The 24,765-nt window shown below is 70.2% G+C and carries 22 protein-coding genes and 3 pseudogenes; 10 read left to right on the forward strand and 15 right to left on the reverse strand.

The window, feature by feature from the left end:
• Window positions 1-43 precede the first annotated feature (43 nt).
• A complete protein-coding gene (locus tag OOK07_RS08640) occupies window positions 44-1,462 on the reverse strand; it encodes a GH39 family glycosyl hydrolase (RefSeq protein WP_266795788.1) in 1,419 nt (472 codons plus the stop codon).
• Between the two features lie 213 nt (window positions 1,463-1,675).
• Here OOK07_RS08640 and OOK07_RS08645 point away from each other — a divergent pair, with 213 nt between their 5' ends.
• Window positions 1,676-2,770 carry a DUF5925 domain-containing protein gene (locus OOK07_RS08645; RefSeq protein WP_266678481.1) on the forward strand — a complete coding sequence of 365 codons (1,095 nt, stop codon included), beginning with the start codon at window positions 1,676-1,678 and terminating at the stop codon, window positions 2,768-2,770.
• A gap of 23 nt (window positions 2,771-2,793) precedes the next feature.
• Window positions 2,794-3,579 carry a DUF72 domain-containing protein gene (locus OOK07_RS08650; RefSeq protein WP_266795791.1) on the forward strand — a complete coding sequence of 262 codons (786 nt, stop codon included), beginning with the start codon at window positions 2,794-2,796 and terminating at the stop codon, window positions 3,577-3,579.
• A gap of 94 nt (window positions 3,580-3,673) precedes the next feature.
• Here the strand turns inward: OOK07_RS08650 and OOK07_RS08655 are convergent, their stop codons facing one another.
• The gene (locus OOK07_RS08655) at window positions 3,674-4,045 is read right to left on the reverse strand and encodes a GntR family transcriptional regulator (RefSeq protein ID WP_266678485.1); all 372 of its coding nucleotides are present in this window, start codon (window positions 4,043-4,045) and stop codon (window positions 3,674-3,676) included.
• A 73-nt stretch (window positions 4,046-4,118) separates the two neighbouring features.
• Here OOK07_RS08655 and OOK07_RS08660 point away from each other — a divergent pair, with 73 nt between their 5' ends.
• Window positions 4,119-5,051 carry a GNAT family N-acetyltransferase gene (locus tag OOK07_RS08660; RefSeq protein WP_266795793.1) on the forward strand — a complete coding sequence of 311 codons (933 nt, stop codon included), beginning with the start codon at window positions 4,119-4,121 and terminating at the stop codon, window positions 5,049-5,051.
• Complete coding sequence (locus tag OOK07_RS08665; RefSeq protein WP_266678489.1) at window positions 5,032-5,532, forward strand: ribonuclease FAU-1 family protein; 501 nt, start codon at window positions 5,032-5,034, stop codon at window positions 5,530-5,532. Before OOK07_RS08660 ends, OOK07_RS08665 begins: the two co-directional genes overlap by 20 nt.
• A gap of 46 nt (window positions 5,533-5,578) precedes the next feature.
• Here OOK07_RS08665 and OOK07_RS08670 read toward each other — a convergent pair whose 3' ends face one another.
• Complete coding sequence (locus OOK07_RS08670; RefSeq protein WP_266795795.1) at window positions 5,579-6,202, reverse strand: class I SAM-dependent methyltransferase; 624 nt, start codon at window positions 6,200-6,202, stop codon at window positions 5,579-5,581.
• Window positions 6,203-6,342: 140 nt separating this feature from the next.
• Between OOK07_RS08670 and OOK07_RS08675 the strand changes: the two genes are divergently transcribed.
• Window positions 6,343-6,477: a hypothetical protein gene (locus OOK07_RS08675; RefSeq protein WP_266511554.1), complete on the forward strand. Its 135-nt coding sequence runs from the start codon at window positions 6,343-6,345 to the stop codon at window positions 6,475-6,477.
• Between the two features lie 6 nt (window positions 6,478-6,483).
• Here the strand turns inward: OOK07_RS08675 and OOK07_RS08680 are convergent, their stop codons facing one another.
• On the reverse strand, window positions 6,484-6,933 hold the full coding sequence (locus OOK07_RS08680; RefSeq protein ID WP_266795796.1) for a GNAT family N-acetyltransferase: 450 nt from the start codon (window positions 6,931-6,933) through the stop codon (window positions 6,484-6,486).
• A gap of 184 nt (window positions 6,934-7,117) precedes the next feature.
• Here OOK07_RS08680 and OOK07_RS43240 point away from each other — a divergent pair, with 184 nt between their 5' ends.
• Window positions 7,118-7,492: a hypothetical protein gene (locus tag OOK07_RS43240; RefSeq protein ID WP_323182938.1), complete on the forward strand. Its 375-nt coding sequence runs from the start codon at window positions 7,118-7,120 to the stop codon at window positions 7,490-7,492.
• A gap of 61 nt (window positions 7,493-7,553) precedes the next feature.
• Here the strand turns inward: OOK07_RS43240 and OOK07_RS08690 are convergent, their stop codons facing one another.
• Complete coding sequence (locus OOK07_RS08690; RefSeq protein WP_266678495.1) at window positions 7,554-8,414, reverse strand: alpha/beta fold hydrolase; 861 nt, start codon at window positions 8,412-8,414, stop codon at window positions 7,554-7,556.
• 172 nt (window positions 8,415-8,586) lie between these two features.
• Window positions 8,587-8,961: pseudogene (locus OOK07_RS08695) on the reverse strand (MarR family winged helix-turn-helix transcriptional regulator); the annotation flags it as partial.
• Here OOK07_RS08695 and OOK07_RS08700 point away from each other — a divergent pair.
• Window positions 8,961-9,182, forward strand: a pseudogene (locus tag OOK07_RS08700) (cupin domain-containing protein); the annotation flags it as partial. The pseudogenes OOK07_RS08695 and OOK07_RS08700 sit on opposite strands and share 1 nt — an antisense overlap.
• Before the next feature lie 3 nt (window positions 9,183-9,185).
• On the opposite strand, the gene OOK07_RS08705 reads toward OOK07_RS08700, so the two are convergent.
• Both OOK07_RS08705 and OOK07_RS08710 read right to left on the reverse strand, forming a co-directional pair.
• Window positions 9,186-10,160 (reverse strand): DNA polymerase Y family protein, encoded by a 975-nt coding sequence (locus OOK07_RS08705; protein WP_266678497.1) that lies wholly within the window; start codon window positions 10,158-10,160, stop codon window positions 9,186-9,188.
• On the reverse strand, window positions 10,157-13,588 hold the full coding sequence (locus OOK07_RS08710) for a DNA polymerase III subunit alpha (protein WP_266795799.1): 3,432 nt from the start codon (window positions 13,586-13,588) through the stop codon (window positions 10,157-10,159). Before OOK07_RS08710 ends, OOK07_RS08705 begins: the two co-directional genes overlap by 4 nt.
• Window positions 13,589-13,721: 133 nt before the next feature.
• Between OOK07_RS08710 and OOK07_RS08715 the strand changes: the two genes are divergently transcribed.
• Window positions 13,722-14,759, forward strand: a complete 1,038-nt coding sequence (locus OOK07_RS08715; RefSeq protein WP_266795801.1) for a DUF3533 domain-containing protein — start codon at window positions 13,722-13,724, stop codon at window positions 14,757-14,759.
• 448 nt (window positions 14,760-15,207) lie between these two features.
• Here the strand turns inward: OOK07_RS08715 and OOK07_RS08720 are convergent, their stop codons facing one another.
• From OOK07_RS08720 to OOK07_RS08730, 3 genes are all read right to left on the reverse strand, one after another.
• Complete coding sequence (locus OOK07_RS08720; RefSeq protein ID WP_266795803.1) at window positions 15,208-16,290, reverse strand: S1 family peptidase; 1,083 nt, start codon at window positions 16,288-16,290, stop codon at window positions 15,208-15,210.
• Between the two features lie 230 nt (window positions 16,291-16,520).
• Window positions 16,521-17,402 carry a slipin family protein gene (locus OOK07_RS08725; protein ID WP_266678505.1) on the reverse strand — a complete coding sequence of 294 codons (882 nt, stop codon included), beginning with the start codon at window positions 17,400-17,402 and terminating at the stop codon, window positions 16,521-16,523.
• 189 nt (window positions 17,403-17,591) lie between these two features.
• Window positions 17,592-18,491, reverse strand: a complete 900-nt coding sequence (locus tag OOK07_RS08730) for a S1 family peptidase (RefSeq protein ID WP_266795805.1) — start codon at window positions 18,489-18,491, stop codon at window positions 17,592-17,594.
• A gap of 254 nt (window positions 18,492-18,745) precedes the next feature.
• Here OOK07_RS08730 and OOK07_RS08735 point away from each other — a divergent pair.
• A pseudogene (locus OOK07_RS08735) lies at window positions 18,746-19,025 on the forward strand (ABC transporter substrate-binding protein); the annotation flags it as partial.
• Between the two features lie 10 nt (window positions 19,026-19,035).
• Here OOK07_RS08735 and OOK07_RS08740 read toward each other — a convergent pair.
• Window positions 19,036-19,632: a GTP-binding protein gene (locus OOK07_RS08740; protein WP_266795807.1), complete on the reverse strand. Its 597-nt coding sequence runs from the start codon at window positions 19,630-19,632 to the stop codon at window positions 19,036-19,038.
• A gap of 103 nt (window positions 19,633-19,735) precedes the next feature.
• Window positions 19,736-20,893, reverse strand: coding sequence for a DUF5685 family protein (locus tag OOK07_RS08745; protein WP_266678511.1), 1,158 nt, complete (start codon window positions 20,891-20,893; stop codon window positions 19,736-19,738).
• A gap of 301 nt (window positions 20,894-21,194) precedes the next feature.
• Here OOK07_RS08745 and OOK07_RS08750 point away from each other — a divergent pair, with 301 nt between their 5' ends.
• Window positions 21,195-21,635, forward strand: a complete 441-nt coding sequence (locus tag OOK07_RS08750; protein ID WP_266678513.1) for a cell division protein SepF — start codon at window positions 21,195-21,197, stop codon at window positions 21,633-21,635.
• 37 nt (window positions 21,636-21,672) lie between these two features.
• On the opposite strand, the gene OOK07_RS08755 is transcribed toward OOK07_RS08750, so the two are convergent.
• Together OOK07_RS08755 and OOK07_RS08760 are read right to left on the reverse strand one after the other, a co-directional pair.
• Window positions 21,673-22,863, reverse strand: a complete 1,191-nt coding sequence (locus tag OOK07_RS08755; protein ID WP_266795809.1) for an acyl-CoA dehydrogenase family protein — start codon at window positions 22,861-22,863, stop codon at window positions 21,673-21,675.
• Window positions 22,864-22,956: 93 nt separating this feature from the next.
• Window positions 22,957-24,558, reverse strand: a complete 1,602-nt coding sequence (locus OOK07_RS08760) for an MFS transporter (protein ID WP_266678517.1) — start codon at window positions 24,556-24,558, stop codon at window positions 22,957-22,959.
• Between the last annotated feature and the right edge of the window lie 207 nt (window positions 24,559-24,765).

The following is a 24,765-nucleotide window of genomic DNA, read 5'->3' on the forward strand; positions in this document are numbered from 1 at the left end:
ATGACGTGGGGGTCGTCGCCGTCGCCGAAGTGGCTTGCCGGGCTTACCTGGTGAGCCACTTCACTTCGTAGGCCTGCATCTCGAACCGCTTGCCGTCGACCTTCGCGCTGATCGACCGGTCGAGGGTGTTGACCACCAGGACGGTCTTGCCGGTGGCGAGGACGCGGACGTTGGGCACGTCGTCCGCGGCGACCGCGACGGCCTTGTACGTCGTGCCGGGCGGGAACTCCTGGTTGAAGCGGGAGACCAGGTCGAACATGGGCAGCTTCCTGCCGCCGCTCGAACCGTCGGTCTGCGTCCACAGACAGCCTGGGCAGTCGCTGCCCTTCTCGTCCTCCGGGTTCCAGTAGAAGCCCGAGGAGGCGCCGCCCTTGACCATGGCGATCATTCCGGCGGCCTGGACGGCGACCCGGCGGGTCTCGGACCAGCCCTTGCGGTCGTCGTTGCCGTCGGCGGGCTCGACGTAGTACTCGGCCCACCACAGCGGCAGGTTGTCCGTCTGCTTCCGCACCCACCTGCCGACCGCGGTGAACTTGTCGGTCGCCGCGAACTCGTTCGGCAGCATCTCGTCGTCGTTGGTGTAGCTGGAGCCGTCCACGACGACGAAGTCGGCGCCCGCCTTGTTCTTGTTCCAGTAGTCGAAGGCATCGAGGATGCGCTGGTCCATGGCGCCCCAGGGACCCCTGAAGGTCGAGGACGCCTCGTCCGCACGCGGGTCGACACTGTCCATGACCAGGTACGGCCCGCCGACCATGATGTCCTTGTCGACCTTCTTCAGGGCCTTGTACACGAGGTTGTACAGCTTGGTGTAACCCTCGTAGTCCCAGCGGCCCTTGGCGTCGTTCCAGAAGCCCTTGAACTCGTTCCACACGATGAAGTGGCGTACGTCCGGATAGCGCTTGGCGACCGTCGCGGCGAGCGCGGCGAAGTCGGCGTAGTGCTCCGGCTGCGGCGCCGTCTCCAGGGCGGACTGGCTCCAGTTGGTGTGGTCGACGCCGGCCCTGCCGCCCTTCATCCAGTCCGGAGAACAGCACAGGGTGACGACCGGGGTGCCGCCGGACTTGCGGATGAAGTCGATACGGCGGTCCATCGCGTCGAAGTCGTAACGCCCCTTCACCGGCTCCGGATTGTCCGCGCCCCAGCCCATGACCGCCTGGTCCTGCGGCATCCCCCCGGCGTCCGAGATCAGCCCGTCGACCCGGTCGGTGGCGGCGGAGCTGCCCTCGTCGGCGCTGTACTGGGTGTGGGTGAAGCCCCAGCCCACCTCGGGTTTGTCCTGGTCGGGAGGGGTCGCCGGAGTGCCGTGCACCGTGTCGCCGTTGCGCGAGGTGCCCGCCGTGCTTCCGCCCCCGGGAAGCGTGTTGATCAGGGTGACGATCAGGGCCAGTGCCGCCACACCCACGCCGAGCAGCGCGGTGAGCTGCCACCGTCGTGCCCCCGAAGTCCACTCATGACGTCCCATCGAGGGCAACACTAACCGTGTGAACGCCAAGTAGGGCAGATGTTGTGAAAGCACAGCTCTGCTGCATTTCCAGGGGACGCGCATTCGATCGCGGCTGCGCCGCGGGCCGGGCCCGCGGCATGACGTCGACGAACTCGGCGCATGGGGTGACACGGAGGACAGGGCGCGGGAAATCCAGTGCGCGGGATGCGTCGGTGCCGGATCATGGACGCCATGTCTGCCAACCCACACGACGCTCTGCCGATCCGGCTCAACGTCGACGACAGTGACTCGCCGTCCGATGTCGTCGACGCGCTGTTCCTCGGCCGCTTCGCGACGGGCGAGCAGCCGTACTCACATGCGGCGAACATCGACCGCGTCCGGTCCGGGGCGACGCTGCTGCCGGCGGGCGCCCACGTGCTGCGCATCGCCCGCGACGACGACCGCAGCGCGACGCTGGCGGAGGGCGACGGCTGGACGCTGCTGGTCTCCCGCTGGAACCGCGGCGCGGACGTCACGGTCACGGCGACCACCGCCGAACTGGCGCAGAAGGTCCTCGACCAGGCGACGGACGGCGCGGCGGACGAGCCCGAGCCCCAGCCGGAGAACGTGACGATGGGTTTCTGGTACGTCTCCCCCAGGCGAGGCCCGCACCGCACGACCCGGCAGATCTCCGCGGGCACCTGGGACGAGGTGCGGGAGAACTACACCGCGCCGGTGGCGGGCGCGATGGACCGCCTGATGAAGACGACGCCGGAGAGCATCGCGGGCCGTCTGCTGCTGCTGCACGGCCCGCCGGGCACCGGCAAGACCTCGGCGCTGCGGACCCTCGCCCGCTCCTGGCGGGACTGGTGCCAGGTGGACTGTGTGCTCGATCCCGAGCGCCTGTTCTCCGACGTCGGCTATCTGATGGACATCGCGATCGGCGAGGAGGACGCGACGGGCAAGGGCCGCTGGCGGCTGCTGCTCCTGGAGGACTGCGACGAGCTGATCCGCGGCGAGGCCAAGCACACCGCGGGCCAGGCACTGTCGCGGCTGCTGAACCTCACCGACGGCCTGCTGGGCCAGGGCCGCAACGTCCTGGTCGGTGTGACGACCAACGAGGACCTGGAGCGCCTGCACCCGGCGGTGGTCCGCCCCGGCCGCTGTCTGGCCCGCATCGAGGTGGGCCCGCTGACCCGCCGGGAGGCCGTGGGCTGGCTCGGCACGGAGGAGGGCGTGGGCCGGGAGGGCGCCACCCTGGCGGAGCTGTACGCGCTGCGCCGGGGCACCTCGCCGACGGCGCTGCCGGAGCCGAGGGACGGGGTCGACGCGGGGCTGTATCTGTAACCCCGTGGTGCTTTGATGGTCGTATGACCCTGTTCGTCGGGACGTCGGGCTGGCAGTACAAGGACTGGCGGGGCGTGCTGTACCCGGCCGGGTGTCCGGCACGGCTGTGGCTGGAGGAGTACGCGGAGCAATTCACCACGGTGGAGCTCAACAACGCGTTCTACCGGCTGCCGACGCGCGAGAACTTCACGGCCTGGCGGGACCGGGTGCCGGAGGGCTTCGTGGTCGCGGTGAAGGCGAGCCGCTATCTGACCCACATCAAGCGCCTCAAGGACCCGGAAGAACCGGTCGACCGCCTGATGAGCCACGCGGCAGGTCTGGGTGACCGGCTGGGTCCGGTGCTCGTGCAGCTGCCGCCGACGCTGAAGGAGGACGCGGAACTGCTGGACGAGTGCCTCGGCTGCTTCCCTTCGGGTACGCGGGTGGCGGTGGAGCCGCGGCACGACTCGTGGTGGACGACCGCGGTTCGAAAGGTGCTGGAGGCGCGGGGCGCGGCCCTGTGCTGGGCCGACGCCCGCTCCCGCCCGGTGACGCCCCTGTGGCGCACCACCGACTGGGGTTACGTCCGCTTCCACGAGGGCCGCGCACGGGCGTGGCCGCACTACGGGCGGCGGGCGCTGGAGACGTGGGCCGGGCGGATCGCGAAGTCGTGGACGGCCGACGACGATGTGTACGCGTACTTCAACAACGACGCGACCGGGGCGGCAGTGGAGGACGCGATGGCGTTCGCGGGGGCGGCTCGCTCGATGGGCCTGGCGGTCACCCGCACACCGCAACGCCTGCCTTCCGGGGCGGCATCGCGCCCCTGAAGGCGCGTGGCCGTATCGCTGTGCGGCCGCGCCGCGCGGGCGCGAGCGGCCCCCACCGGCCCGCGCGTTCGTCACCGCGTTTCCAGCGGAGCGCTCAGCTTTCGTCGTAGGCCGCCCGCAGGGCGTCACCTACCGCGGCAAGCGCCGCGGCTTCGTCCGATCCCAGCCGCCGGGCCCGCTCCACGTAGGCCTGGGCCGCCAAGGCCAGCTCCCGCTCCGCCGCCGAGCCCGCGGCAGCGACGAACGTGCCGTTGCGTCCCCGCGTCTCGATCACCCCGTCGCTCTCCAGCGCCCTATACGCCTTGGCCACCGTGTTGGCCGCGAGTCCGAGCGACTCGGCGAGGCCCCGCACGGTCGGCAGCCGGTACCCGACCGGCAGCACCCCGGACCGTGCCTGCTCGGAGATCTGCGCCCGCACCTGCTCGTAGGGGGCGGCACTGTCGTCGATGTGGATCTTCAAGGTCACGGCTCGATTGTCCCGCACCCGCCGGAAAATAATGAGGGGCGCTCGCGCTCGTCCCCACGTAGCGTGCGCCTTCATGACTGTGATCGTGCGTGCCCTGCGCCCCGACGACCGGGCCGACGTCGAGGCCTTCGCCCGGGTCCGGCACCTGGCCCTCCCCTACATCCTGTGGACCCCGGACGCCATCGTCCACCGCCTCGCCCACACCCACCCCGACGCGCGTTTCGTCTCGCTCGTCGCCGAGGAGGACGGCGAGGTCATCGGCACGGCGCAGGTGCAGTTGGCGCACGACAGCCCGGAACCGGGCCTGGGGATGCTCAACATCTACGTGCACCCGGGAAGGACCCGCCGCGGCGCGGGTGACCTCCTGGTCCGTACGGCCGAGGAGTACCTGGGCCAGCACGGCGCGACGAAGCTGTACGCCTGGGTGCTGGACGAGCCCGCCAACCGGGCCTTCGCCGAGCGGCACGGCTACGGCGCCAGCCGCTCGGCCTATTTCCTCCGCCTGGACCTGACCGGCGGCACGCTGCCGCCGCTCCAAACCCCTCCGCCCGGCGTCGAGTTGCGCAGCGCGGCCGACTTCGCGGAGGATCCGCGCCCGCTGTTCGAACTGGACGCGGAGACGGCCCGGGACGAACCGAGCGACGTGGACACCGAGTTCACCGACTACGAGAACTGGGTCGAGGAGAGCTGGAAGCACCCGCTGCTCAACCGGGAGCTGACCAAGGTCGCGCTGGTCGAGGGCCGCCCCGCCGCGTTCAGCCTGGCCTGGACGGACGTCGCCACCGGCCGCTACGCCACCGCCATGACCGGCACCGCCCGCGCCTTCCGCGGCCGCGGCCTGGCCAAGCTCGCCAAGAACGCCTCCCTGCACGACGCCCGGGCCGCCGGCTTCACCGAGGCGCTCACCGGCAACGACGACGGCAACGGCCCGATGCTCGCGATCAACAAGTGGTTCGGGTACGAGATCTGTGCGACGGAGGTGCGCCATGTCCGCGACCTCGGCTGATCCGACCGGCCAGTTGGACGTCGTCCTCGTCAAGGCGGGTCGTACGAAGATCCGTTACGCGGCCGGCCTGATCGGCGACGACGGTACGCGCATCGCGGTCCGCGCCCCCTGGGCGGGCGAGGGCGTCCGCGACTTCGGCTTCGTCCGCTTCGAGAAGGGCGACGTCTTCACCGAGTACTACTGGCGGGACCGCTGGTACGCGGTGAAGGAGGTCCGTGACTCCGCGGGTGTGGTGAAGGGCTGGTACTGCGACGTCACCCGCCCCGCCGTCCTCTCCGGCACCGAGCTGATCGTCGAGGACCTCGACCTGGACCTGTGGCGCTCCGCCGACGGCGAGAACGTACTGCGCCTGGACGAGGAGGAGTTCGCCGAGAGCGGTCTGGCGCAGCGGGATCCGCAGGCCGCGGCCGCCGCCGTGGCCGCCCTGGAAGAGCTGGAGAGGCTGGCCCTCCATGGCGGCTTCGACACCCTCCTGACCTGAGAAACTCCCAGGAGGGCCGCCCGGCAACAGTGCGCGCGTCCGGGGCTCACACCAGTGCCACCACCGCGTACCGCTCGTCCGCCACCTCCTTCCCCCACAGCACCGCGTCCTGCGACAGTCGCTCGACGCGCACGTCCGCGGTGAGGGGGGCGAGCAGGTCGGTGAGCAGGCCGGCGGATATGCCGACCGGGCTGACGGTGCCCCACACGCCCTCGACCAGCACGAGCCGGCCGCCCGGGCGCACCAGTTCCCGCCAGTGCCGCAGGGCCCGGCCGGGGTCGGGAAGCGCCCACAGCACGTGCCGTACCAGGACGACGTCGAAGCGCTGCTCCCCCACCGGCGGTGCCGTCGCGTCACCGACGAGGAACACCGCGTCACGCCCGGCCAGTTTCGCTCGCGCGCGGTCGACCATCGCCGGCGACCGGTCGACGCCGGTGACGTGGTGTCCCTGCTCGGCCGCGAGGAGCGACAGGCTGCCGGTACCGCAGCCGAGGTCGAGGACGTCGCTCGCCCGCGCGGGCAGCCAGGAGCCGAGCCGGCCGGCCCAGGCCCGGCGCACTTTCGGGTCGCGCAGCCCGTGATCCGGTTCGTCGTCGAAGGAGGCGGCCTGCGCGTCCCAGTCGGGCCGATCGGCATCCGCCCCGGTCAGGCGCTCGATGTCATCCGTCATGCGCCCCAGAGTGACACGCGCCACTGACAGTCGAATCGTGACAGCCGCCACTGACAGACCCGGACCGATGAGTCACTCTCCCGGAAAGGGTCTGCCTCCGTGTGAAGACGGGAACTCGGTAGACACTGAAGGAGGCAGCTATGCGCCGGACCACTGTGCAGAAGCCCCTGAGCAGGACGGACTCCCGCAAGGTCCGCGAGGAGGCCGACGAGCGTCCCGGCGGACGCCCGGAGGTCCGCAAGGACATCGCACGAACGTGGTGGCCGGACGGCTGACGGCAGTCAGTCCAGCCGCTTGCGGTAGTGGATGCGGTCGTACGGACCGGTGACCCGGCGCTCCACGACCTCGTAACCGAACTTCGGATAGGTCTTCTGGTTCTCCCACATCATGGCGTTGGTGTAGAGCCTGACCTCGGGCAGCCCGAGCGCACGCGCGCGTGCGTCCACGAACCCCAGCAGCCGCCGCCCCACGCCGCCGCCGGACGCGTCGGGGTGGACGGCGATGCTGTCGAGGAACAGATGGTCGCCGTGCTCCTCCAGCACGACCAGGCCGATGACGGGGTCTCCCGTCACGAACACCTTCCCCGCGGCCACGTTCGCCGCGTGGTCCGCCTCCATGGGCACCGGCACCACTCCGATGCGCTCGATGTAGCGGTGGTAGGCGGCATCGGTCACGGCTTTCACGGCCGGTACGTCGGCGGCGACGGCAGCCCGGATGTCGTGCTCTTCCATGCCGCGCACGGTACCTACCTGATCCCAGTCTGAGCACTCCCTTAACGCCGCCATAAGGATCTCCATCACCCGCCCCCAGCAGGCGATTCCACGGTTTCTTGGGGCTAGCTTCTGATCGCGCCCCACGGGATTCGCCCCCACGGGACCCGCCCCACGCGTCAGGACCGTCCCGAGGAGATTCCGCATGCCCGTACGCCGCCGCACGGTCGCCGCCGTGGCCGCCCTCGGTGTCGTCCCGCTCGCCCTGACCCGCCTCGGCTCCGCCCCGGCGTCCGCGCACGGCAGGACGGGTGATCCGGTCAGCCGGGTCTCGCAGTCCGCCTCCGCCCCCTCCGACGAGCAGATCGCGGAGGGTGCCGGCAAGCCGGCGGTCGAGCACCACGGTCACGGTGACGCCGGCGCGAGCACGTCGACGGCTGCGACGACCGTCGCCGCGGCCGACGAGCCCCGGGCGGCCGGCTCTTCGGAGGCCCTCGCCGAGACGGGCGGCGACGACAGCGCCTCGTACATCGCCGTCGGCGGTGCGACCGGCAACAGCGGACGACGGCAGGGCCGCTGACCGGGGCGAAAAGCGCGGGGCCTGTCCGGCGGCTCAGGTCGGACAGGCCCCGGGAAGTGCGTCAGCTCAGCGCCGACGCACAGGTGGTGGCGGTGGCATGCGCCGGATCCAGGGAGTTGGCCACTTCGTGGAAGGCGATCCGGTCGGTCAGCCCGATCAGGGCGTGCTCGGAGAAGTCGACCGCGCACAGGTTCTGCAGCAGGACGTTGCGCACGTCGGAGCCGCTCAGGAACTGGCTGCCGTAGGGCGTGACGACCTCGTCGTACTTGGTGGCGATGACCGTGTAGTGGACGCCGGGAACGGTGTCGCCGCCCGCGTTGAGCTTGGTGAGGAACGCGGACCCCGCGATCTGGTCGGCCAGCCCCGGCGTCGATGCGGAGATCCAGTCCGCGGCGCCGGGGAAGTACGGCAGCAGGTTGGTCAGCCCGTCCAGGTCGGTGCCGTGATTGTCGGGCGCGATGCCGACGAGGGCGTTCACCTTGGCGGCTCCGCCGAGGAACCTGAGGTAGTAGCGGGGCATCATGCCGCCCTGCGAGTGACCGACCAGGTCGGCCTTGGCGGCGCCGGTCGCGGCGAGCACCTTGTCGACGTACGCGGCGAGCTGCTCTGCCGACTTGTCAATGGGGCCGAGGCCGTAGAAGACGGGGACGCCCTGCAGTTGGCCGTAGTCGAGGGAGAAGACGCAGTAGCCGCGGTCCTCCAGGTAGGGCGCGAGGCCGAGCCAGTTGTCCACGGAGTTGGCGAGGGTGCCGTGGACCAGGACGACGGGGCGTGGATGGGCGGCGGAGGGTTTGCAGGAGTAGTCGTTCCAGCCGTGTGACGAGGTCGCGGCCGCGTGGGCGGTGGTGGCGGGGACGGTGGCGATCGCTGCGGTCATCAGCAGCGCGGCCAGGGGTCTGAGCACACGTTTCCATGGCAGCATCGTGTGATCTCCTTGCGGCTCAAGGGAGTTGCGATGGCCTTACGCCCTGTGATCCGGATCACGAAGGATGCTGTTCACTCGTCAAGTTACGGACGAGTAGTGCAAGTGTGAAGTTACGCGTCAGTAAAAACTTCCAGTGGTAACTGACTTCGCAGTAGACGCTGACGAAGCGTCACCAGACGGGCCTGATGGGGCCATAGGGCGCGATGCGCGCCAACTGATCGCGCAGCACCCGCACTTCACCCTCCCCGAGCACGTCGGCCCACCCCCGCACGACCGCGGCGGCCGCCTCCTCCGCGGCCCGGGTGCACGCCCACCCCTGTTCGGTCAGCACGACCAGCTTGGCCCGCCCGTCCACGGGATGCGCCCGGCGCTCGGCATACCCCTTCCGCACGATCTCGTCGACGAGCTGACTGGCGGCCTGCTTGGTCACGCCGAGGTGAGCGGCCAGCTCGGTGACGGTCGCACCGTCCGGGGCGAGCCGTGTGAAAGCGAAGCCGTGAGCGGGCCTGATCCCCTCGAATCCACGAGCGACGACACCCTCACCGAGAGGAGATCTTCCACCTCCTCGTCGGCGAGCTGTTCATCACCCTCGACGGCCGCACCGACCGCATCACCGCGGGCGACACGGTCATCGTCAACCGGGGCGCGACCCTCGGCGTCGAGAACCGCACCGATCAAACGGCGATCTCCTGGGTCACCACCTCCATCGGCCTGGAGGCCGAACTGGCCGACGGCACCCGGATCACTCCGCCCTGGGCCAACTGAGCCCTACGCCGCCAACGTCCCCGGCATCACCGCCCCCGGCCCGAACTTCGCCCGCACCCGGTCCGCGGCCGCCTCCACGCGGCGGAGTTTCTCGTCGGCGGGGTCGAAGGTGAGCTGGTGCGAGGCCTGTTCGGCGGGCGTGAGGGATTCGGCGCGGAGGGTGAGGCTGCGGACGCGGGCGCGCTGGAGGCCGAGGGCCTCGTACATGTCGTAGGCCGCCCTGGCCAGTGCGGCCGAGTGGGCGGTCGGTTCCTTGAGGGTGCGGGTGCGGGTCGTCGAGGAGCGGTCGGCGTAGCGGACCGTGAGGGTGAGGGTGCGGCAGACCTTGTCCAGGGCGCGGAGGCGGGTGCCCAGTTCCTCGGCTGCGGAGAGCAGCGCGTGACGGTGCCGGTCCGGGGACAACTCGTCGCGGGTGAAGGGGCGTTCGGCGGCGAGGGAACGGGCGACGCCGTTCGGGACGACCCGGCCGCGGTCGACGCCGTTCGCCTTCTCGTGCAGTTCGCGGGCCGCTCTCGCACCGATCAGCCGCTGCAGCGTGGAAAGCGGTGCGGCGGCGACCTGGCCCAGGGTGTCGAGACCGTACTCGCACAGGGTGCGTGCGGTGGCCGTGCCGACGCCGGGGAGCGCGGTGACCGGACGGTCCGCGAGGAACGCCGAGATGCCGTCCGGATCGCCGGGGACCTCGCACGTCTGCCCGGGGCGGGCGTCGCGCAGGGCCACACGGGCCAGCATCGGGCCCGGCCCGGCGCCGATCACGCAGTCGACACCGTGCAGGGCGAGGGCGCGGACGCGGATCACCGCCGCCAGTTCGAGCGCGCGGCGCCCGAAGTACCGTTCGGCGCCCCGCAGATCGGCCAGCGCACCGTCCGGCGGCAAGGCCTCCACCACGGGAGTGAACTCCTCGAGCAACCCGAGCAGCTCCGGCAGAGCGGCCTCGCGCGTCGGAGGCAGCTGGAAACGTACGCACACGATGGTCATCCCGCACTCCCCGGGCTCTGGTGCCACAACTTCCGTATCTGTGATGGCTCTTGACCGGCCGGCCGCAGATCGGCCCACGGGTTCATCTCGTATCCGGTGGGCATGTGGATCCGCCGGCCCCGTGCCGGATCTCCGCCCGTCCCTTCCGGCACGGGTTCCGCCAGCCGTGCCGCCACCTCGTCGAGGCCGCCCTCGGCACGCCGCTCGACCAGTTCGGCGAGGTTCCAGGCGGCGGCGCCCACCACACTGAGGCTGCGCGGGCCGCGCCGCTGCACCACCCCTCGCACCAGCAGCAGCCAGGAGTGGAAGACGGTGTGGGCGCAGGCGTCGTGGGAGTCGTCGAAGAAGGCGAGGTCGACCAGGCCCGTACCGTCGTCCAGAGTGCTGAAGATGACCCGCTTGCCGGAGCGGATCGGCGGCGTCTGGGTGGCCGCCTTGGCACCCGCCACGAGGACCGTCTCTCCGTGCCGGGCCTCGCGCAGCCGCCGCGCCGACACCACTCCCAGCTCGTCGAGGAAGGCCCGGTGATCGTCCATCAGGTTGCGCGAGGCGTCCATCGACAGCACCCCTAGTTCGGCGCTGAGCTTCTCGGCGTCGGACAGATCCGGCAGTCCCGCAGGCGCCGTCTTCCGCCCACCCCCCAGCGGGAGTTGGCCGCCACCCGCACCTCGTGCACCCCGCCGCAGCTCGGTCAAGTGCAGTTGCAGATCACGGCGGTTGGCGCCGAAGGCATCCAACGCGCCGACCTGGGCCAGCCGTCCGGCCAACGGGCGGCTCGGCCGTGCCCGCTCCCAGAAGTCGAGCAGCGAGGCGTACGGCTGACCGTCCGCGATCCGCGCCGCCTCGGTCTCACTGATGCCGTGCACGTCGGAGAGCGCCAACCGCAGCCCCCAGACCCCAGATTCAGACACCAGTTCGATACGATGGGCGACCGCCGACCGGTTCACGTCCAACGGCAGGACCGGCACCCCACGCCGCCGCGCATCCGCCAGCAGCAGCCGCTTCGGATACATCCCGGGGTCGTGCGTGAGCAGTCCGGCATAGAAGGCGGCCGGATGATGAGCCTTCAGCCACGCCGACTGGTACGTCGGCACGGCGAAGGCGACCGCATGCGCCTTGCAGAAGCCGTAGCTGCCGAACGCCTCGATGATCTCCCAGGTCCGCTGAATCGTCTCCACGTCATAGCCGTTGGCGGCCGCGTGCTGCGCGAACCACACCTTGATCCGCCCCTGCGACTCCGGGTCGGACAGCCCGCGCCGCACCCGGTCCGCCTCCCCCCGCCCGCAGCCGGCCATGATGGCGACGATGTCGATGATCTGCTCGTGGAAGACGACGACCCCGTACGTCCCCTTCAGCGGCTCCTCCAGATCCGGATGCGGATACCGCACCGGCGCCCGCCCGTGCCGCGCCTCGATGAACGGCCGCACCATGTCGGCGGCGACCGGCCCGGGCCGGAACAGCGAAATGTCGACGACGAGGTCATGAAAGGTGGCCGGCTGCAGGCGCCCCACCAGATCCCGCTGCCCCGGCGACTCGATCTGGAAGCATCCCAACGTCTCGGCGGAACGGATGAGCCGATACGTCGCCGGATCGCCACCCCGCAACGCATCCAGGTCGATCCGCTCCCCCGTCGCCCGCTCCACCTCGGCGACCGCGTGCGCCATCGCCGACTGCATCCGCACCCCCAGCACGTCCAGCTTGAGCAGCCCGAGGTCCTCCACGTCGTCCTTGTCGAACTGCGACATGGGCAGGCCCTCGCCGCTGGTCGGCACGACCGGCGTACGAGAGAGAAGGGAGGCGTCGGAGAGCAGTACCCCGCACGGATGCATGGCGACTCCGCGAGGCAGGGCGTCAAGAGCCTCGACCAGCTCCCACAACCGCCCGTACCGCTCCTTATCCCCCGCCAGCGCCTTGAGTTCGGGCAGTTCCTCCAGCGCCGCCCGGGCATCACGCGCCCTGATGTGCGGAAAGGACTTGGCGACACGATCTATCTCGGCCGGGTCCATGGACAGGGCCGCCCCCACGTCACGAATCGCATGCCGGACCCGATACGTCTCCGGCATGGCGACGGTCGCGACCCGCTCCTCGCCGAACCGGCCGATGATCGCGCGATAGACCTCCAGCCGCCGCGCGGACTCCACGTCGATGTCGATATCGGGCAGCACCACCCGCTCCTTCGACAAAAAGCGCTCCACCAGCAGCCCGTGCTCAACCGGATCGGCGTTCGCGATACCCAGAAGGTGGTTCACCAGCGACCCCGCGCCGGAGCCGCGCGCGGCAACCCGAATGCCCATCCCCCTTACGTCGTCCACCACCTGAGCAACCGTCAGGAAGTAGGAGGCGAAGCCGTGGTGGGCGATGATGTCCAACTCCCGGTGCATCCGCTCCCAGTAGGCGCGCTTCCCGGAGTGGCCGTGCGCCACCATCCCGGCCGCCGCCCGCGAGGCCAGCGCCCGCTGGGCGGTGCGGCGGCCGGCGCCGACGAGGTGCGGCTCGGGGAAGTGGACGGCGCCCATGCCGAGGTCGTCCTCGGGGTCGACCAGGCACTCGGCAGCCGTCGCCTGCGTCTGCTCCAGCAGGCGGTGGGCGGTGTCGCGCCGGTAGCCCGCGGCCTCGACGATCCGCTCGGCGGCATCCAGCATGGCGCCCGCGTCCTTGAGCCAGGCCTCCCCTGAGTCCAGTTCCTTCCCCGGGTCGACGGGGACCAGACGGCGGGCGGCGTCCAGGACGTCGGCGACCGGGCCGAGGCCGGGGTCGGCGTAGCGCACGGCATTGCTGAGCACCGGCCGGATCCCCTGCTCGGCGGCGAAGCCCACGGTGCGGGCGGCCAGGCGCAGCGAACCGGGGCCGGTGCCCTTGCGCCCGTGCCAGACGGCCTCCAGGCGCAGGGCGTCGCCGTAGATCTCACGCCAGGGCGCGAGGAGTCTCCCGGCTCGGTCCGGACGCCCCGCGGCCAGTGCGCGGCCGACGTCGGAGTCGGATCCAAGCACAACGGTCAGGCCGTCGGCGTGGTTGCCGCTCCAGGGCAGCCGGGGCGCACCCTCGGCGCCGTGGGCGGCCGTGACGAGCCGGCACAGGTCGGCCCAGCCGCGGGCGCCGTCCCGGGCGAGGAGGGTGACACGGGGTGTCGACTCGTCGATGAAGGCACCGCCACGCACAGGGGTACGGCGCCTTTCCCGTCGTACGGACTCGCCGTCCCGTACCCGTGCGGGCTGCTCCACCGCCAGGTTCGCGCCGAACAGCGGGCGGACGCCCGCCGTCGCGCAGGCCTTGGCGAAGCGGACCGTACCGGCGAGGGTGTCGCGGTCGGTGAGGGCCAGGGCATCCATGCCCCGCTCACAGGCACGCTCCGCCAGCCGCTCCGGATGCGAGGCCCCGTACCTCAGGGAGAACCCGGAGACGGTGTGCAGATGTGTGAAGCCGGACATCCGCACCTCCACTATCGAACATCAGTTCCCGAGCACCTCACCCCCACCATAGACCAAAAATCGAATGCATGTACGACAGTCGTTCGGCCCTCTCCCACCTGCGAAAACGTCCACCGCCGCGGACTGTGGGGACATGACACAGAGGAGCCGCCTTCTCGCCGAGGTGAAGGACGCGGTCACCCCGCGCACCACACTGCTGGTCATCGGCGTGATCGCGCTCCAGCTGCTGTTCATCGCCTCCTATGTAGGCGCGCTGCACGACCCGAAGCCCAAGGACGTGCCCTTCGGAGTCGTCGCACCCCGGGCCGCGGCCGAGCAGGCGGTGACCCGGCTGGAGCAGCTGCCGGGGTCCCCACTGGACCCGCGCGTGGTGGCCGACGAGGCAACGGCCCGACAGCAGATGCTGAACCGGGACATCGACGGGGCGCTGATCATCAACCCGGCCCGGACGACCGACACGCTCCTGGTCGCCAGTGGCGGCGGCACCGTCCTCGCGACCACCCTGGAGAGATACCTCACCCTCCTGGAGACCTCCCAGCAGCGGACCATCCGGACACTGGACGTGGCCCCGGCCTCCTCCCAGGACTTCGACGGACTGTCCTCCTTCTACGCGGTGGTGGGCTGGTGCGTCGGCGGCTATCTGTGCGCCTCGGTCCTGGCGATCAGCACGGGCGCCCGCCCCGCCAACCCGCGCCGTGCGGTGATCCGACTGACCGTCATGGCATTGGCCTCGATCATCGGCGGACTCGGCGGAGCGGTCGTCATCGGCCCGATCCTGGGCGCCCTGCCGGGCAGCGTGATGGCCCTCTGGGGACTCGGCGCCCTGGTCACCTTCTCGGTCGGCGCGGCAACCCTCGCCCTCCAGGGAATCTTCGGGATCGCCGGCATCGGCCTGGCGATCCTGCTAGTGGTGATCGCGGGAAACCCGAGCGCCGGCGGCGCCTTCCCACTTCCGCTGCTGCCCCCGTTCTGGAAGGCGATCGGCCCCGCGCTGCCGCCGGGTGCCGGCACATGGGTGGCCCGCTCGATCGCGTACTTCCAGGGCAACGCCACGACGGGCGCCCTACTGGTGCTGTCGGCCTGGGCGGCGGCCGGAATCGTCATCACACTCCTGGCAGCAATCCTGCGCACCAGACACCAGGCCGCCGACCTACCACCCCAGCCACCGTAAACCCGCACTCACCCACAGCAGGAACCGGACAACACAGCACACTCACCCACGGCGGGAAGCGGACAACGCCAGCACCCCGCCCCCAACACCAGGCCACCGCAAACCCGCACTCGCCCGCGGCGGGAAGGGGACGGGGCGGGGGTGCCCGGCCGCAGCGGCCGGCGTCCATCACCGGGCGCCACCCAGCAAACAGCACCGCCGGACCGAGGACGGGCACCCCCGCCCCGGCCTCGACTCCACCCTGCCCCCGCAGGCGCCACACGCACCCCCACCACCCGCACAGGCGCCGCAGGCATACGCCCGTCCCCACCTGCACGCGCACCCGCACCACGCACCCCGCACCCGCTCGCGCACGCGCACCCCGCACCCCGCACCCCGCACCCGCACCCGCACGCGAAAGTCCCGCCCCTCGCGCGCGGGGCGGGACTTCACACAACTGGTGTGACGGTCAGCCGATCTCGGCACCGAAGGTCGACAGCGCCTCGGTGACCGGCTGGAAGAAGGTCTCCCCACCGGCCGTGCAGTCACCGCTGCCACCGGAGGTGAGGCCGATCGCCGCGTCGCCGTCGAAGAGCGAGCCGCCGCTGTCACCGGGCTCGGCGCAGACGTCGGTCTGGATGAGGCCGTTGACGATGTCGCCGTTGCCGTAGTTCACGGTGGCGTCCAGTCCGGTGACCGTGCCGCCGTGCACCTTGGTGGTGGAGCCGCTGCGGGTCACCTTCTCGCCCACCGTGGCGGCGGCGGCGTGGGTGATGGCCTGCGAGGAGCCGTTGTAGAGGTCGACCTCGCTCGGGTGAGCCGTGCCGGAGGTGTACTTGACCAGGCCGAAGTCGTTGCCCGGGAAGCTGGACTGCTCGTTGGTGCCGATCTCCTTGCCACTGGAGTCGGACCAGGTGGAGATGGCCTCGGTGCAGTGCCCGGCCGTGATGAAGTACGGCTGGCCGCCCTTGACCACGTTGAAGCCGAGCGAGCAGCGCCCACCCGAGCCGGAGATCGCGTCGCCGCCCGCGATGAAGGGCTTGAACTCCCCCTTCGTGCGCTGGACTTCGGCCACCGTGCCGAGCCCGTCGACGACCTTGGTCAGCTTGGCCCACTCGGCCTTGGAGACCGTGCGGTCGGCGGTGACGACGACCTTGTTGGTGGTCGGGTCGGTCACCCAGGAGGTGCCGGGGATCGTCGCGTCCTGCTTCAGCGTCGCATGGGCGCTCTTGAGTTCGGCGAGGGAGTTCTCGACGATTCTCGCCTTGGCGCCGGCCGCCTCGACGGTTTTGGCGGCGTTCTTGTCCAGCACGTTGACGACGAGGCTCTTGGCCTTCGCGTCGTAGAACGTACCCGCCGCGTCGGTGCCGAGGTCCTCGCCGAGGGTCGAGGCGAGCTTTCCGGCCGCCGTGACCGACAGGGTCTGGGGCACGGAGGCCTTCGGGGCCTCACTGGCGTTCGCAGTCTGGAAAGTGACTGCCGCGGCGACCAGCGCGGCGATGCCCGCACCTGCCACGACCACGCGTCGCTTGGGTATGCGTCGGTGCTTCAACTCGCGTCCTCCTGTGGGGGGTCGGCCCGGGAGATTGTGGGGATCTCGCGAACCGGAAGGCGTTGAACAGCGCCTACTATCCCGAGACGGGCAGGGAGCACACAAGGGCTTCTTCAGGACGCGCGTAGAACACGCTTCGCACGCCCCCTCGTTTTTGACAGTCCACGGTCACCTCACGTCTTCGCTCTGCAAACACTACGAGCGAGTAGCCTGTGTGCGCTCTGTGAGGTCTAGTCCTGTCCGGATTTCGACTCTCCGGGTTCCGGATCCAAGCGGGGCGCGGCAGAAGGCAGTTGCTCCTGCACCGGTTGCTGCACTGGCTGCTGCACGACCTGCGGCGGCGCCCCGGTGTTCTGCTGCGCCCTCTCCAGGAACCGCAGCAACTCCACCGGGAACGGCAGAACGAGCGTGGAGTTCTTCTCCGCGGCCACCGCCGTCACCGTCTGCAGCAGCCGCAGTTGCAGCGCGGCCGGGGTGTCCGCCATCTGCTGGGCCGCCTCGGCGAGCTTCTTCGACGCCTGGAGTTCGGCGTCGGCGTTGATGACCCGCGCGCGCCGCTCACGGTCGGCCTCGGCCTGCCGGGCCATGGAGCGCTTCATGGTCTCGGGCAGCGAGACGTCCTTGATCTCGACCCGGTCAATCGTCACACCCCACTCCACGGCAGGGCTGTCGATCATCAACTCCAGGCCCTGGTTGAGCTTTTCACGGTTGGACAACAGATCATCCAGCTCGCTCTTGCCGATGATGGACCTCAGCGAGGTCTGCGCCATCTGCGCGACCGCGAACCGGTAGTCCTCCACCCGGACGATCGCCTCGGACGGCCCGGTCACCTTGAAGTAGACGACCGCGTCCACCCGCACCGTGACGTTGTCCCGGGTGATGCCCTCCTGCGCGGGCACGGGCATGGTCACGACCTGCATGTTGACCTTCTGGAGCTTGTCCACGAACGGCACGATCATCGTGAACCCGGGCTCCCGCACCTCGGATCGGAGTTTGCCGAGGCGGAACACCACACCCCGTTCGTACTGCTTGACGACCCGAGCGGCCGCCATCGCGTACACCACACCGGCGGACGCGAGGGTCACTCCCGCCGCCACCAGCTCCTCGACCATGCCGGCCCCCAGGGTCCGAAGTGGGCGTATTACAGAGGAGTTCCGCCTGTACGTCGAAGGTAACTCCGGGACCCGGACAAGGGCGAGCCCCCGCACGACAGTTGCCTGCGGGGGCTCACCTTCTGCTGGCTGCAGCTACTGGTTGCTGCTACTGATTGCTGCCGGACGCTTCGCTGGGCAACCGGCTCGTCAGCCGACGCTCACGCCGTAGTAGCTCAGGGCCTCGGTGACCGGCTGGAAGAAGGTCGTGCCGCCGGAGCTGCAGTTGCCGCTGCCGCCGGAGGTCAGACCGTAGGCCACACTGCCGCCGTACAGGGGCCCACCGCTGTCGCCGCCCTCGGCGCAGACCGTGGTCTGGATCATGCCGTAGACGACGTCGCCACTGCCGTAGTTGACCGTGGCGTTCAGGGCGGTGACCCGGCCGCTGTGGGTGCCGGTGGTGGAGCCTCGACGGTAGACCGTCGTACCGACGCTCGGAGTGGCCGCGCTGGAGATGGTCTGGCTGCCTACCGCGCTCGGGTGCGCAACCGAGGAGTTGGTGTAGCGCACCAGCGCGAAGTCGTTGGTCGGGAAGCTGTAGCCGACGTTGGTACCCAGCACCGTGGAGTGGCCGGAGTTGGAGTACCAGGTCGAGGCGACCTCACCGCAGTGACCGGCGGTCAGGAAGTAGTAGGTGCTCCCGCTGTGCACGTTGAAGCCGAGCGAGCAGCGGTAGGAGCCGCCGTAGATGGCGTCCCCGCCGGTGATCAGCTTCTTGAACGTACCCGGGGTGTGCTTGATGGTCAGGGCACCGGCGTTGCCGCCGGCCTGGCTCTTGATCTTCGCGATCTCGGCCTGGGAGACCGTGCTGTCGACGGTGACGACGACACGGTTGGTCCTGCTGTCGACGGACCAGGCGGTGCCCGGCACGTCGGCCTTCAGCACCGAGGCATTGGCGCTCTTGAGCTGGGCGGTGCTGAAGGGAGTGGCGGTGGACGCGTTCGCGCTGGGGACCGCGATCGCTGCGGCGGCCACGAGTCCGGTGGTGACGGCGATCAGCCGGGTCCGTCTCGCGATACCGCTGCGGGGGGTTGTGCGCTTGATCCTCACGTTCGTTCCTCCCAAGGGGAAGTAAGGGGCCCGCGTGGGGTCGGGGCCTGTGAGGCGCAGCCAGGGCACTGATCGTCCGGATTCCGGACAGGCCGTGCCCCTGACAAGCGCTTGCGGGGAGTATTCGGCCGAACGGCCGGTAGGCGCAAGGGCGCCTTTCGGCCGTCAGCCTTTGAACGAACTATGGGGTTTGGCCGCGCCTTGTCCGCCGGGCCGGGGCCGGCCACGAGCCGGAACTCACCGAGAGGACCTGCCGCAGCGATGTCGTGATGTCCACCATCAATGGCCTGCATTACGCGGCGGCCCACCGGCAAGGCGTGATGTTCCTCAGCGAATACCACCGCTTCGATGTCGGGTTTCGCCTTCAAGAGGAACCCGGAGCTCGCGCCCGCTTTCCAGTCGGCGGTGAACAGGCTGATAGCGGACGGCACTTACGCCAAGATCCTCAAGAAGGGGAGCACGACGGGCTCGGCGATCGAGAAGTCCCAGATCTCCCCTTCGGAACTGGACTCCCCGCCCGAACCGGAAAACTGACCCGCACCCGCTAAGGCACCATCACCACCCCCTTCCTGGACGCACCCCGAACACCCAGGACCCGGTCCATCAGCACCCCCAGAACATCCCGCACGGAGGACCGCTCCCGCGCATCGCACTCAAGTACCGGCACATCCTCACGCAGGCCCAACACCTCGCGAACCTCGTCCAGTTCGATGCGCTCGGCCCCGTCAAAGAGATTCACGGCAAGGACAAAGGGCACGCCCCGGGCTTCGAAGTAGTCAACAGCCGGAAAGCAGTCCTCGATCCGCCGGGTGTCCGCGAGGACCACCGTCCCCAGGGCCCCCTCCGCCAGCTCCTCCCACATGAAGGAGAACCGCCCCTGCCCGGGCGTGCCGAACAGATACAGCGTGATCGTCGGATCGAGAGTGATCCGCCCGAAGTCCAGCGCAACGGTCGTGGTCGTCTTCGACTCGACCCCTTCGAGCGAGTCCACACCCACGGAGACCTGTGTGATCGCAGCCTCCGTGTCCAGCGGCTCGATCTCCGAGATCGCCCCGATGAACGTGGTCTTGCCCACCCCGAGTCCCCCGCTCACCACGACCTTCACGGCGAGCGGGACGATCCTGCCAGAGCGCCCGGACATGATCCCCGATCCTTTCGAGCACGACTGTCACATCCCCAACAGGCTTTACGGGCATGGGCCGTTCACCGTTCATCGTGGACGCCAGGAAATGGCGGACCGCGGTTCAGCAGTCACACCCGCAGTCGCAGCAGTCGCAGCCATCACAGCAGTCGCAGTCGCAGCAGCTGCAGCACTCACAGCAATCGCCGCAGTCCGTGTCCTTGCAGAGTCCGTCCTTGCGCTCATGGCTCCACGGATCGTCGTACTCGCCGCAGCACATCTGGCACGTACAGGCCAGCCCGGCCCACACCGCACAGCCCGCCAGCAGCCCGCGCCTGTCGCGCCGAGGCGGCTGAGGGGGCAGCGGCGGACCGCCGGGCGGCGCGTACGACCCGGCCGGCGTCGGGGCCGGCCCGTGCGCACAGGCCGCCGTACCGAAGGCCCGGTCGACGGAGACGCGCAGCTCGTGCACGAGCAGCCGATGCGCCAGCTTGCCCTCCTCGAACTCCACCTCGCGCAGCGCGAGCCGTATTCCGTGCAGGGCGTCGTCGGCGAGCCGCCGGGCCTCGTCGAGCGAGGTCCCGGTCGCGGTGAGGGGGTTCCACGCACCCGACGAGGCGTCAGTTTCCTTGTCCTCCACGGCATCCAGCAGATGCGCGAGCCGACCGAAGAGCCGCCCGGCCTCGGCGAGCGGCTCGGCGTTGCCCGGCCGTCCCGCCAGGACAGCGGTGTGCGCGAAGGCCGCCGCGGTGGCCGTCTCCGTCGGTTCGGTGACCGTCAGCACCGGCGTCCCGGGCCCGGCGAGCGCCTCGATGCCGAGCTGCCGCTCCACGGCGTCCACGAGAACCGCCGTGTCGAACCCGACCTCGGATCCCGTACGGGCCCCTGCCGCACCCCAGCTCGACGCCACCCGGCGTGCGGCGAGCGCGACCGGCCTGCGCGCCAGCAGCCCGTCCCCGTCGGCGACATGGTCCCTGACCTTGGCCGAGGCGAGCACCAGCGAGACGGCGGCGGCGAGCCGCGCTCCTTCTCCCTGCGCGACCGACGCGGTGCGCATCCCGCGCAACGGACAGGGCCCGGCCGTACGCCGCCATGCCCCGGCCCGTTCCGCCTGAGCCTCCGTCAGAACCGATATGAGCAGTCCGTCATAGTTGGTGACGACCCGCGCGAACTGCCCGTGATCCTTGCGCAGCGCGAGACACAGCCCGCACAAGTGCGCCATCCACTGGGACTTGAGACGCTCACCGAGCCGATGACGGCAGGGCCTGACGATTCCGAACACGATGATCCCCCGTGACGCATGTGACTTCTGATGCGGCGTTGAGCGGCGGCCGCGTATCGACCACCCCGTTCACCCGTACGCCCCGCCCATCACCCGTACGCCGTGAAGAATCATATTTCACTCACAGTCAGCATCGGCATACTGCAACGCCCTTGGGATACCCGGGCTCTCGACGGATTCGCTCTGCACCAGTACCGTCACAAACCCCCCGCGCGGCGTCTATCCACTTGGCGCGCCAACCGCATCATGGATGACCATAGGGGTGCGGAAAGCAGAAGGACCGCTGTGAGAGGAGGCGTCCATGGGATCGGTACGCAAGGCAAGTGCCTGGCTTGGCCTCGTCGACGACAACGATGACGAGCGTTACTACGACGACGACTACTCCGAAGGGACCGAGCAGCCCGGGGAGGCCTGGGTCACGGACCCGCGGGTCAAGGTGGCCTCGGACGCCGCGGAGGAAAGGGACCGTCGCATCGGCACGGTGACCCCGGACAGCTTCCGGGACGCCCGCGCCATCGGCGAGCTGTTCCGTGAAGGCGTGCCGGTCATCGTGAACCTCACCGCCATGGAGGCGGGCGACGCCAAGCGCGTCGTCGACTTCGCGGCCGGGCTCATCTTCGGCCTGCGCGGTTCGATCGACCGCGTGTCCAACCGCGTTTTCCTGCTCACTCCGGCCGACACGGAGATCGTGAGCGGGGAACCGGCCGCGCGCCGTGCGGACGGTTTCTTCAACCAGAGCTGAGGCAGGGCCGCTCACCGGCCCTGCCCCCGCGCAGGGTTTACCGAAAGGCGTCGAGTCCGGTGAGCGCCTTGCCCAGTACGAGCTGGTGCATCTCGACGGTGCCTTCGTACGTCAGCACCGACTCGAGGTTGGTCGCATGCCGCATGACGGGGTATTCGAGCGAGATCCCGTTGGCGCCGAGGATCGTGCGTGACGTACGGCAGATCTCGATCGCCTCTCGTACGTTGTTGAGCTTGCCGAAGCTGACCTGCTCGGGACGCAGGCGGCCGGCGTCCATGCGCCGCCCCAGATGGTGGGCGAGCAGAATCCCCTTGTGCAGTTCGACCGCCATGTCGGCGAGTTTGGCCTGGGTGAGCTGGAACCCCCCGATGGGCCGCCCGAACTGTTCCCGCGACTTCGCGTAGTCGACGGCGGCCTCGAAGCAGCTGCGTGCCGCGCCCATCGCTCCCCAGACGATGCCGTAACGGGCGTGCGAGAGACAGCTGAGAGGGCCCTTGAGGCCGACGGCCTCGGGCAGTACGGCGTCGGCGGGCAGCCGTACGTCGTCGAGGACGAGTTCGCTCGTGACGCTGGCCCGCAGCGACCACTTGTGCTTGATCTCGGGCGCGGAGAACCCGGCGCTGTCGGTGGGCACGACGAACCCCCGGATCCCGGCATCGGTCTGTGCCCAGACCACCGCGACCCCGGCGACGGAGCCGTTGGTGATCCACATCTTCCGTCCGTTGAGGATCCAGTCGCCGCCGTCCCGCTTGGCGTACGTCCGCATCGCGGCGGGGTCGGAGCCGTGGTCGGGTTCGGTCAGCCCGAAGCAGCCGATGACCTCACCGGCGGCCATGCGCGGCAGCCAGGCCTGCTTCTGCTCCTCGCTCCCGAACCGGTGAATCGCGTACATCGCGAGCGATCCCTGCACCGAGACCAGGGACCGGATCCCGGAATCGGCGGCCTCCAGCTCCAGGCAGGCGAGCCCGTACTGCACGGCACTCGCCCCCGCGCACCCGTATCCGCTGAGCGACATGCCGAGGGCACCGATACCGCCGAGCTCACGGGCGAGTTCCCGGATCTGTGGCAGCTCCCCCTTCTCGTACCAGTCGGCCACGAACGGCAGCACCCGGTCCGCGGCCCAGGCCCGCACCGTGTCGCGGACGGCCAGGTCCTCCGGTTCCAGCAGGTCGTCGATCCCGAGCGGGTCGGCGGGATCGAAGGGTGGCAACTTCGAGGACGCGGACATGGGGCAACCTCCGGCACGCATGAAAACTAGCACCGCTAGTTACAGTTTGGTGCGACGTTACGACGCAGTGTCCCGTACGTCCAGTGGGAGGGGTCAGGCCGAGACGCGGGAGTCCGCGACCTCGCGGGGCGCCGGGAGTTCCACCGGCGGCGCCGCGGGCTCGCCGCACTGCATGACCCGCGGCAGCCGCAGCGCCATCACCGCACCCAGCAGCAACAGCCCCGCGCTGACCAGCAAGGTCACATGCAGCCCGTGCACGAAGGAGTCCCGGGCCGCCCGTCGCAGCGCCACTCCCAGGGGCCCGCCGAGCCGCGCGGCGACGTCGTACGCCTCACCCAGCGAATGCCCCGCGGCCGAGGACGCCGAGGCGGGGACGCCGGGCACCTTCGAGAGGCCGGGCGCGTAGGCCGCGTTCATGACGGTGCCCAGGAGGGCGATGCCCATGCCCGCCCCGAGCTGGTACGACGTCTCGCCGATCGCCGCCGCGCCACCCGCCTGAGCGGGCGGGGCCTCGCTCAGCATCGACTCGTACGCCCCGAAGAGCGTCGTCTCCAGGCCGAAGCCCAGCAGGAGGAACCCGAACAGCAGCAGGCCCGTGTTGTCGGTCGCGCCCATCGCCGTGAGCACCAGTACCGCCACGGCGGTGAGGCAGAACCCGAAGCAGACCATCCGGCGCGGGCCGAAACGACGGAGCATGCGTGCCCCCGCCAGGCCCGCCGCCATCGCCGCGAACGTCAGCGGCAGCAGTCGCAGGCCCGTTTCCAGCGGTGACAGATCCAGCACCAGCTGCAGATACTGCGCCGCGATCAGCTCAAGGCCCACCAGGGCGAGCATCGCGAGCACGATGCACCCCACGGCCGTGCTGAAGGCGGGCCGCGCGAACATTCCGAGGTCGACGAGCGGATGCGTACGGCGCCGCTGCCGTCGTACGAAAAGGACCAGCAGCAGGGCACCCACGGCCAGGGGCACCACGGCGAGCGCGCCCGGCCCGCCGCCGAGCTGCTTCACGCCCAGGACCACGCCGAACAGTCCGGCAGCGGCCATCAGCGCGCCGACGACATCCCAGGGGCCGTCGCCGACGCCCCGCGACTCGGGCAGCAGCAGCCGGCCCACCGGCAGGCTGACCAGCATCAGCGGGATGTTGACGAGGAAGACCGAGCCCCACCAGAAGTGCTCCAGCAGGAAGCCGCCGAGCAGCGGGCCGATCGCGGCGCCGACCGCGGCGACCGCGCTCCAGACGCCGATCGCGACCGCCCGCTCGCGCCGGTCGGGAAAGACCTGGCGGAGGATCGAGAGCGTCGCGGGCATGATCATCGCGCCGCCGACGCCGAGCAGCGCCCGCGCGAGAATCAGGACCAGCGGGTCGTGGGCGAGGGCCGCGAGACCGGAGGCGACGCCGAAGAGGCCGTAACCGAGCAGGAGGATCCGTCTGCGGCCGACCCGGTCACCGAGCGTGCCGAAGAGGATCAGCAGCGAGGCGCAGGCGAGCGGGTAGACATCGACGATCCAGAGCAGCGATATCGCGCCGGGCTTGAGGTCCTCGGTGACGGCGGGCACTGCGACGTGCAGCACCGTCGCGTCGACCGCGACGAGCAGCAGGCTCGTACAGAGGACGACGAGGACGACCCAGCGGTTTGCACCGGCCCCGGCCGCCCGACGGCGCAGCGCAGCGGCGGCCGTGGTCGTCCCGGACATGTACGTACCTCCCAGATGTTCCCTCGCGGTCGGCGGGCACACGGGGTGGGGGCTCCCCGTGATCTCGGCCGGAGAAGAGCGGTGGTCTCCGGCCCGCGCAACGAAGGCGAGTGACACATGAGCGTACGCGAGTTCGCGCCAGGGTCACGTGGCGGACCTCTCAGACTTCGCACCCACCCGTGTGGCGTACGCCACTCCTCTCCTCCT

This window comes from Streptomyces sp. NBC_00078 (genome assembly GCF_026343335.1).
Taxonomy (GTDB): domain Bacteria; phylum Actinomycetota; class Actinomycetes; order Streptomycetales; family Streptomycetaceae; genus Streptomyces.

What these genes read in the sequence shown, in the direction of transcription:
- OOK07_RS08680 (WP_266795796.1), bottom strand. Translation starts at nt 6,933, where the DNA reads ATGGAAGAGCACGACATCCGGGCTGCCGTCGCCGCCGACGTACCGGCC.
- OOK07_RS08660 (WP_266795793.1), top strand. Translation starts at nt 4,119, where the DNA reads ATGACTGTGATCGTGCGTGCCCTGCGCCCCGACGACCGGGCCGACGTC.
- OOK07_RS08755 (WP_266795809.1), bottom strand. Translation starts at nt 22,863, where the DNA reads ATGTCCGCGTCCTCGAAGTTGCCACCCTTCGATCCCGCCGACCCGCTC.
- OOK07_RS08675 (WP_266511554.1), top strand. Translation starts at nt 6,343, where the DNA reads ATGCGCCGGACCACTGTGCAGAAGCCCCTGAGCAGGACGGACTCCCGC.
- OOK07_RS08715 (WP_266795801.1), top strand. Translation starts at nt 13,722, where the DNA reads ATGACACAGAGGAGCCGCCTTCTCGCCGAGGTGAAGGACGCGGTCACC.
- OOK07_RS08760 (WP_266678517.1), bottom strand. Translation starts at nt 24,558, where the DNA reads ATGTCCGGGACGACCACGGCCGCCGCTGCGCTGCGCCGTCGGGCGGCC.
- OOK07_RS08690 (WP_266678495.1), bottom strand. Translation starts at nt 8,414, where the DNA reads ATGCTGCCATGGAAACGTGTGCTCAGACCCCTGGCCGCGCTGCTGATG.
- OOK07_RS08740 (WP_266795807.1), bottom strand. Translation starts at nt 19,632, where the DNA reads ATGTCCGGGCGCTCTGGCAGGATCGTCCCGCTCGCCGTGAAGGTCGTG.
- OOK07_RS08650 (WP_266795791.1), top strand. Translation starts at nt 2,794, where the DNA reads ATGACCCTGTTCGTCGGGACGTCGGGCTGGCAGTACAAGGACTGGCGG.
- OOK07_RS08665 (WP_266678489.1), top strand. Translation starts at nt 5,032, where the DNA reads ATGTCCGCGACCTCGGCTGATCCGACCGGCCAGTTGGACGTCGTCCTC.
- OOK07_RS08710 (WP_266795799.1), bottom strand. Translation starts at nt 13,588, where the DNA reads ATGTCCGGCTTCACACATCTGCACACCGTCTCCGGGTTCTCCCTGAGG.
- OOK07_RS08725 (WP_266678505.1), bottom strand. Translation starts at nt 17,402, where the DNA reads ATGGTCGAGGAGCTGGTGGCGGCGGGAGTGACCCTCGCGTCCGCCGGT.
- OOK07_RS08705 (WP_266678497.1), bottom strand. Translation starts at nt 10,160, where the DNA reads ATGACCATCGTGTGCGTACGTTTCCAGCTGCCTCCGACGCGCGAGGCC.
- OOK07_RS08640 (WP_266795788.1), bottom strand. Translation starts at nt 1,462, where the DNA reads ATGGGACGTCATGAGTGGACTTCGGGGGCACGACGGTGGCAGCTCACC.
- OOK07_RS08645 (WP_266678481.1), top strand. Translation starts at nt 1,676, where the DNA reads ATGTCTGCCAACCCACACGACGCTCTGCCGATCCGGCTCAACGTCGAC.
- OOK07_RS08670 (WP_266795795.1), bottom strand. Translation starts at nt 6,202, where the DNA reads ATGACGGATGACATCGAGCGCCTGACCGGGGCGGATGCCGATCGGCCC.
- OOK07_RS43240 (WP_323182938.1), top strand. Translation starts at nt 7,118, where the DNA reads ATGCCCGTACGCCGCCGCACGGTCGCCGCCGTGGCCGCCCTCGGTGTC.
- OOK07_RS08750 (WP_266678513.1), top strand. Translation starts at nt 21,195, where the DNA reads ATGGGATCGGTACGCAAGGCAAGTGCCTGGCTTGGCCTCGTCGACGAC.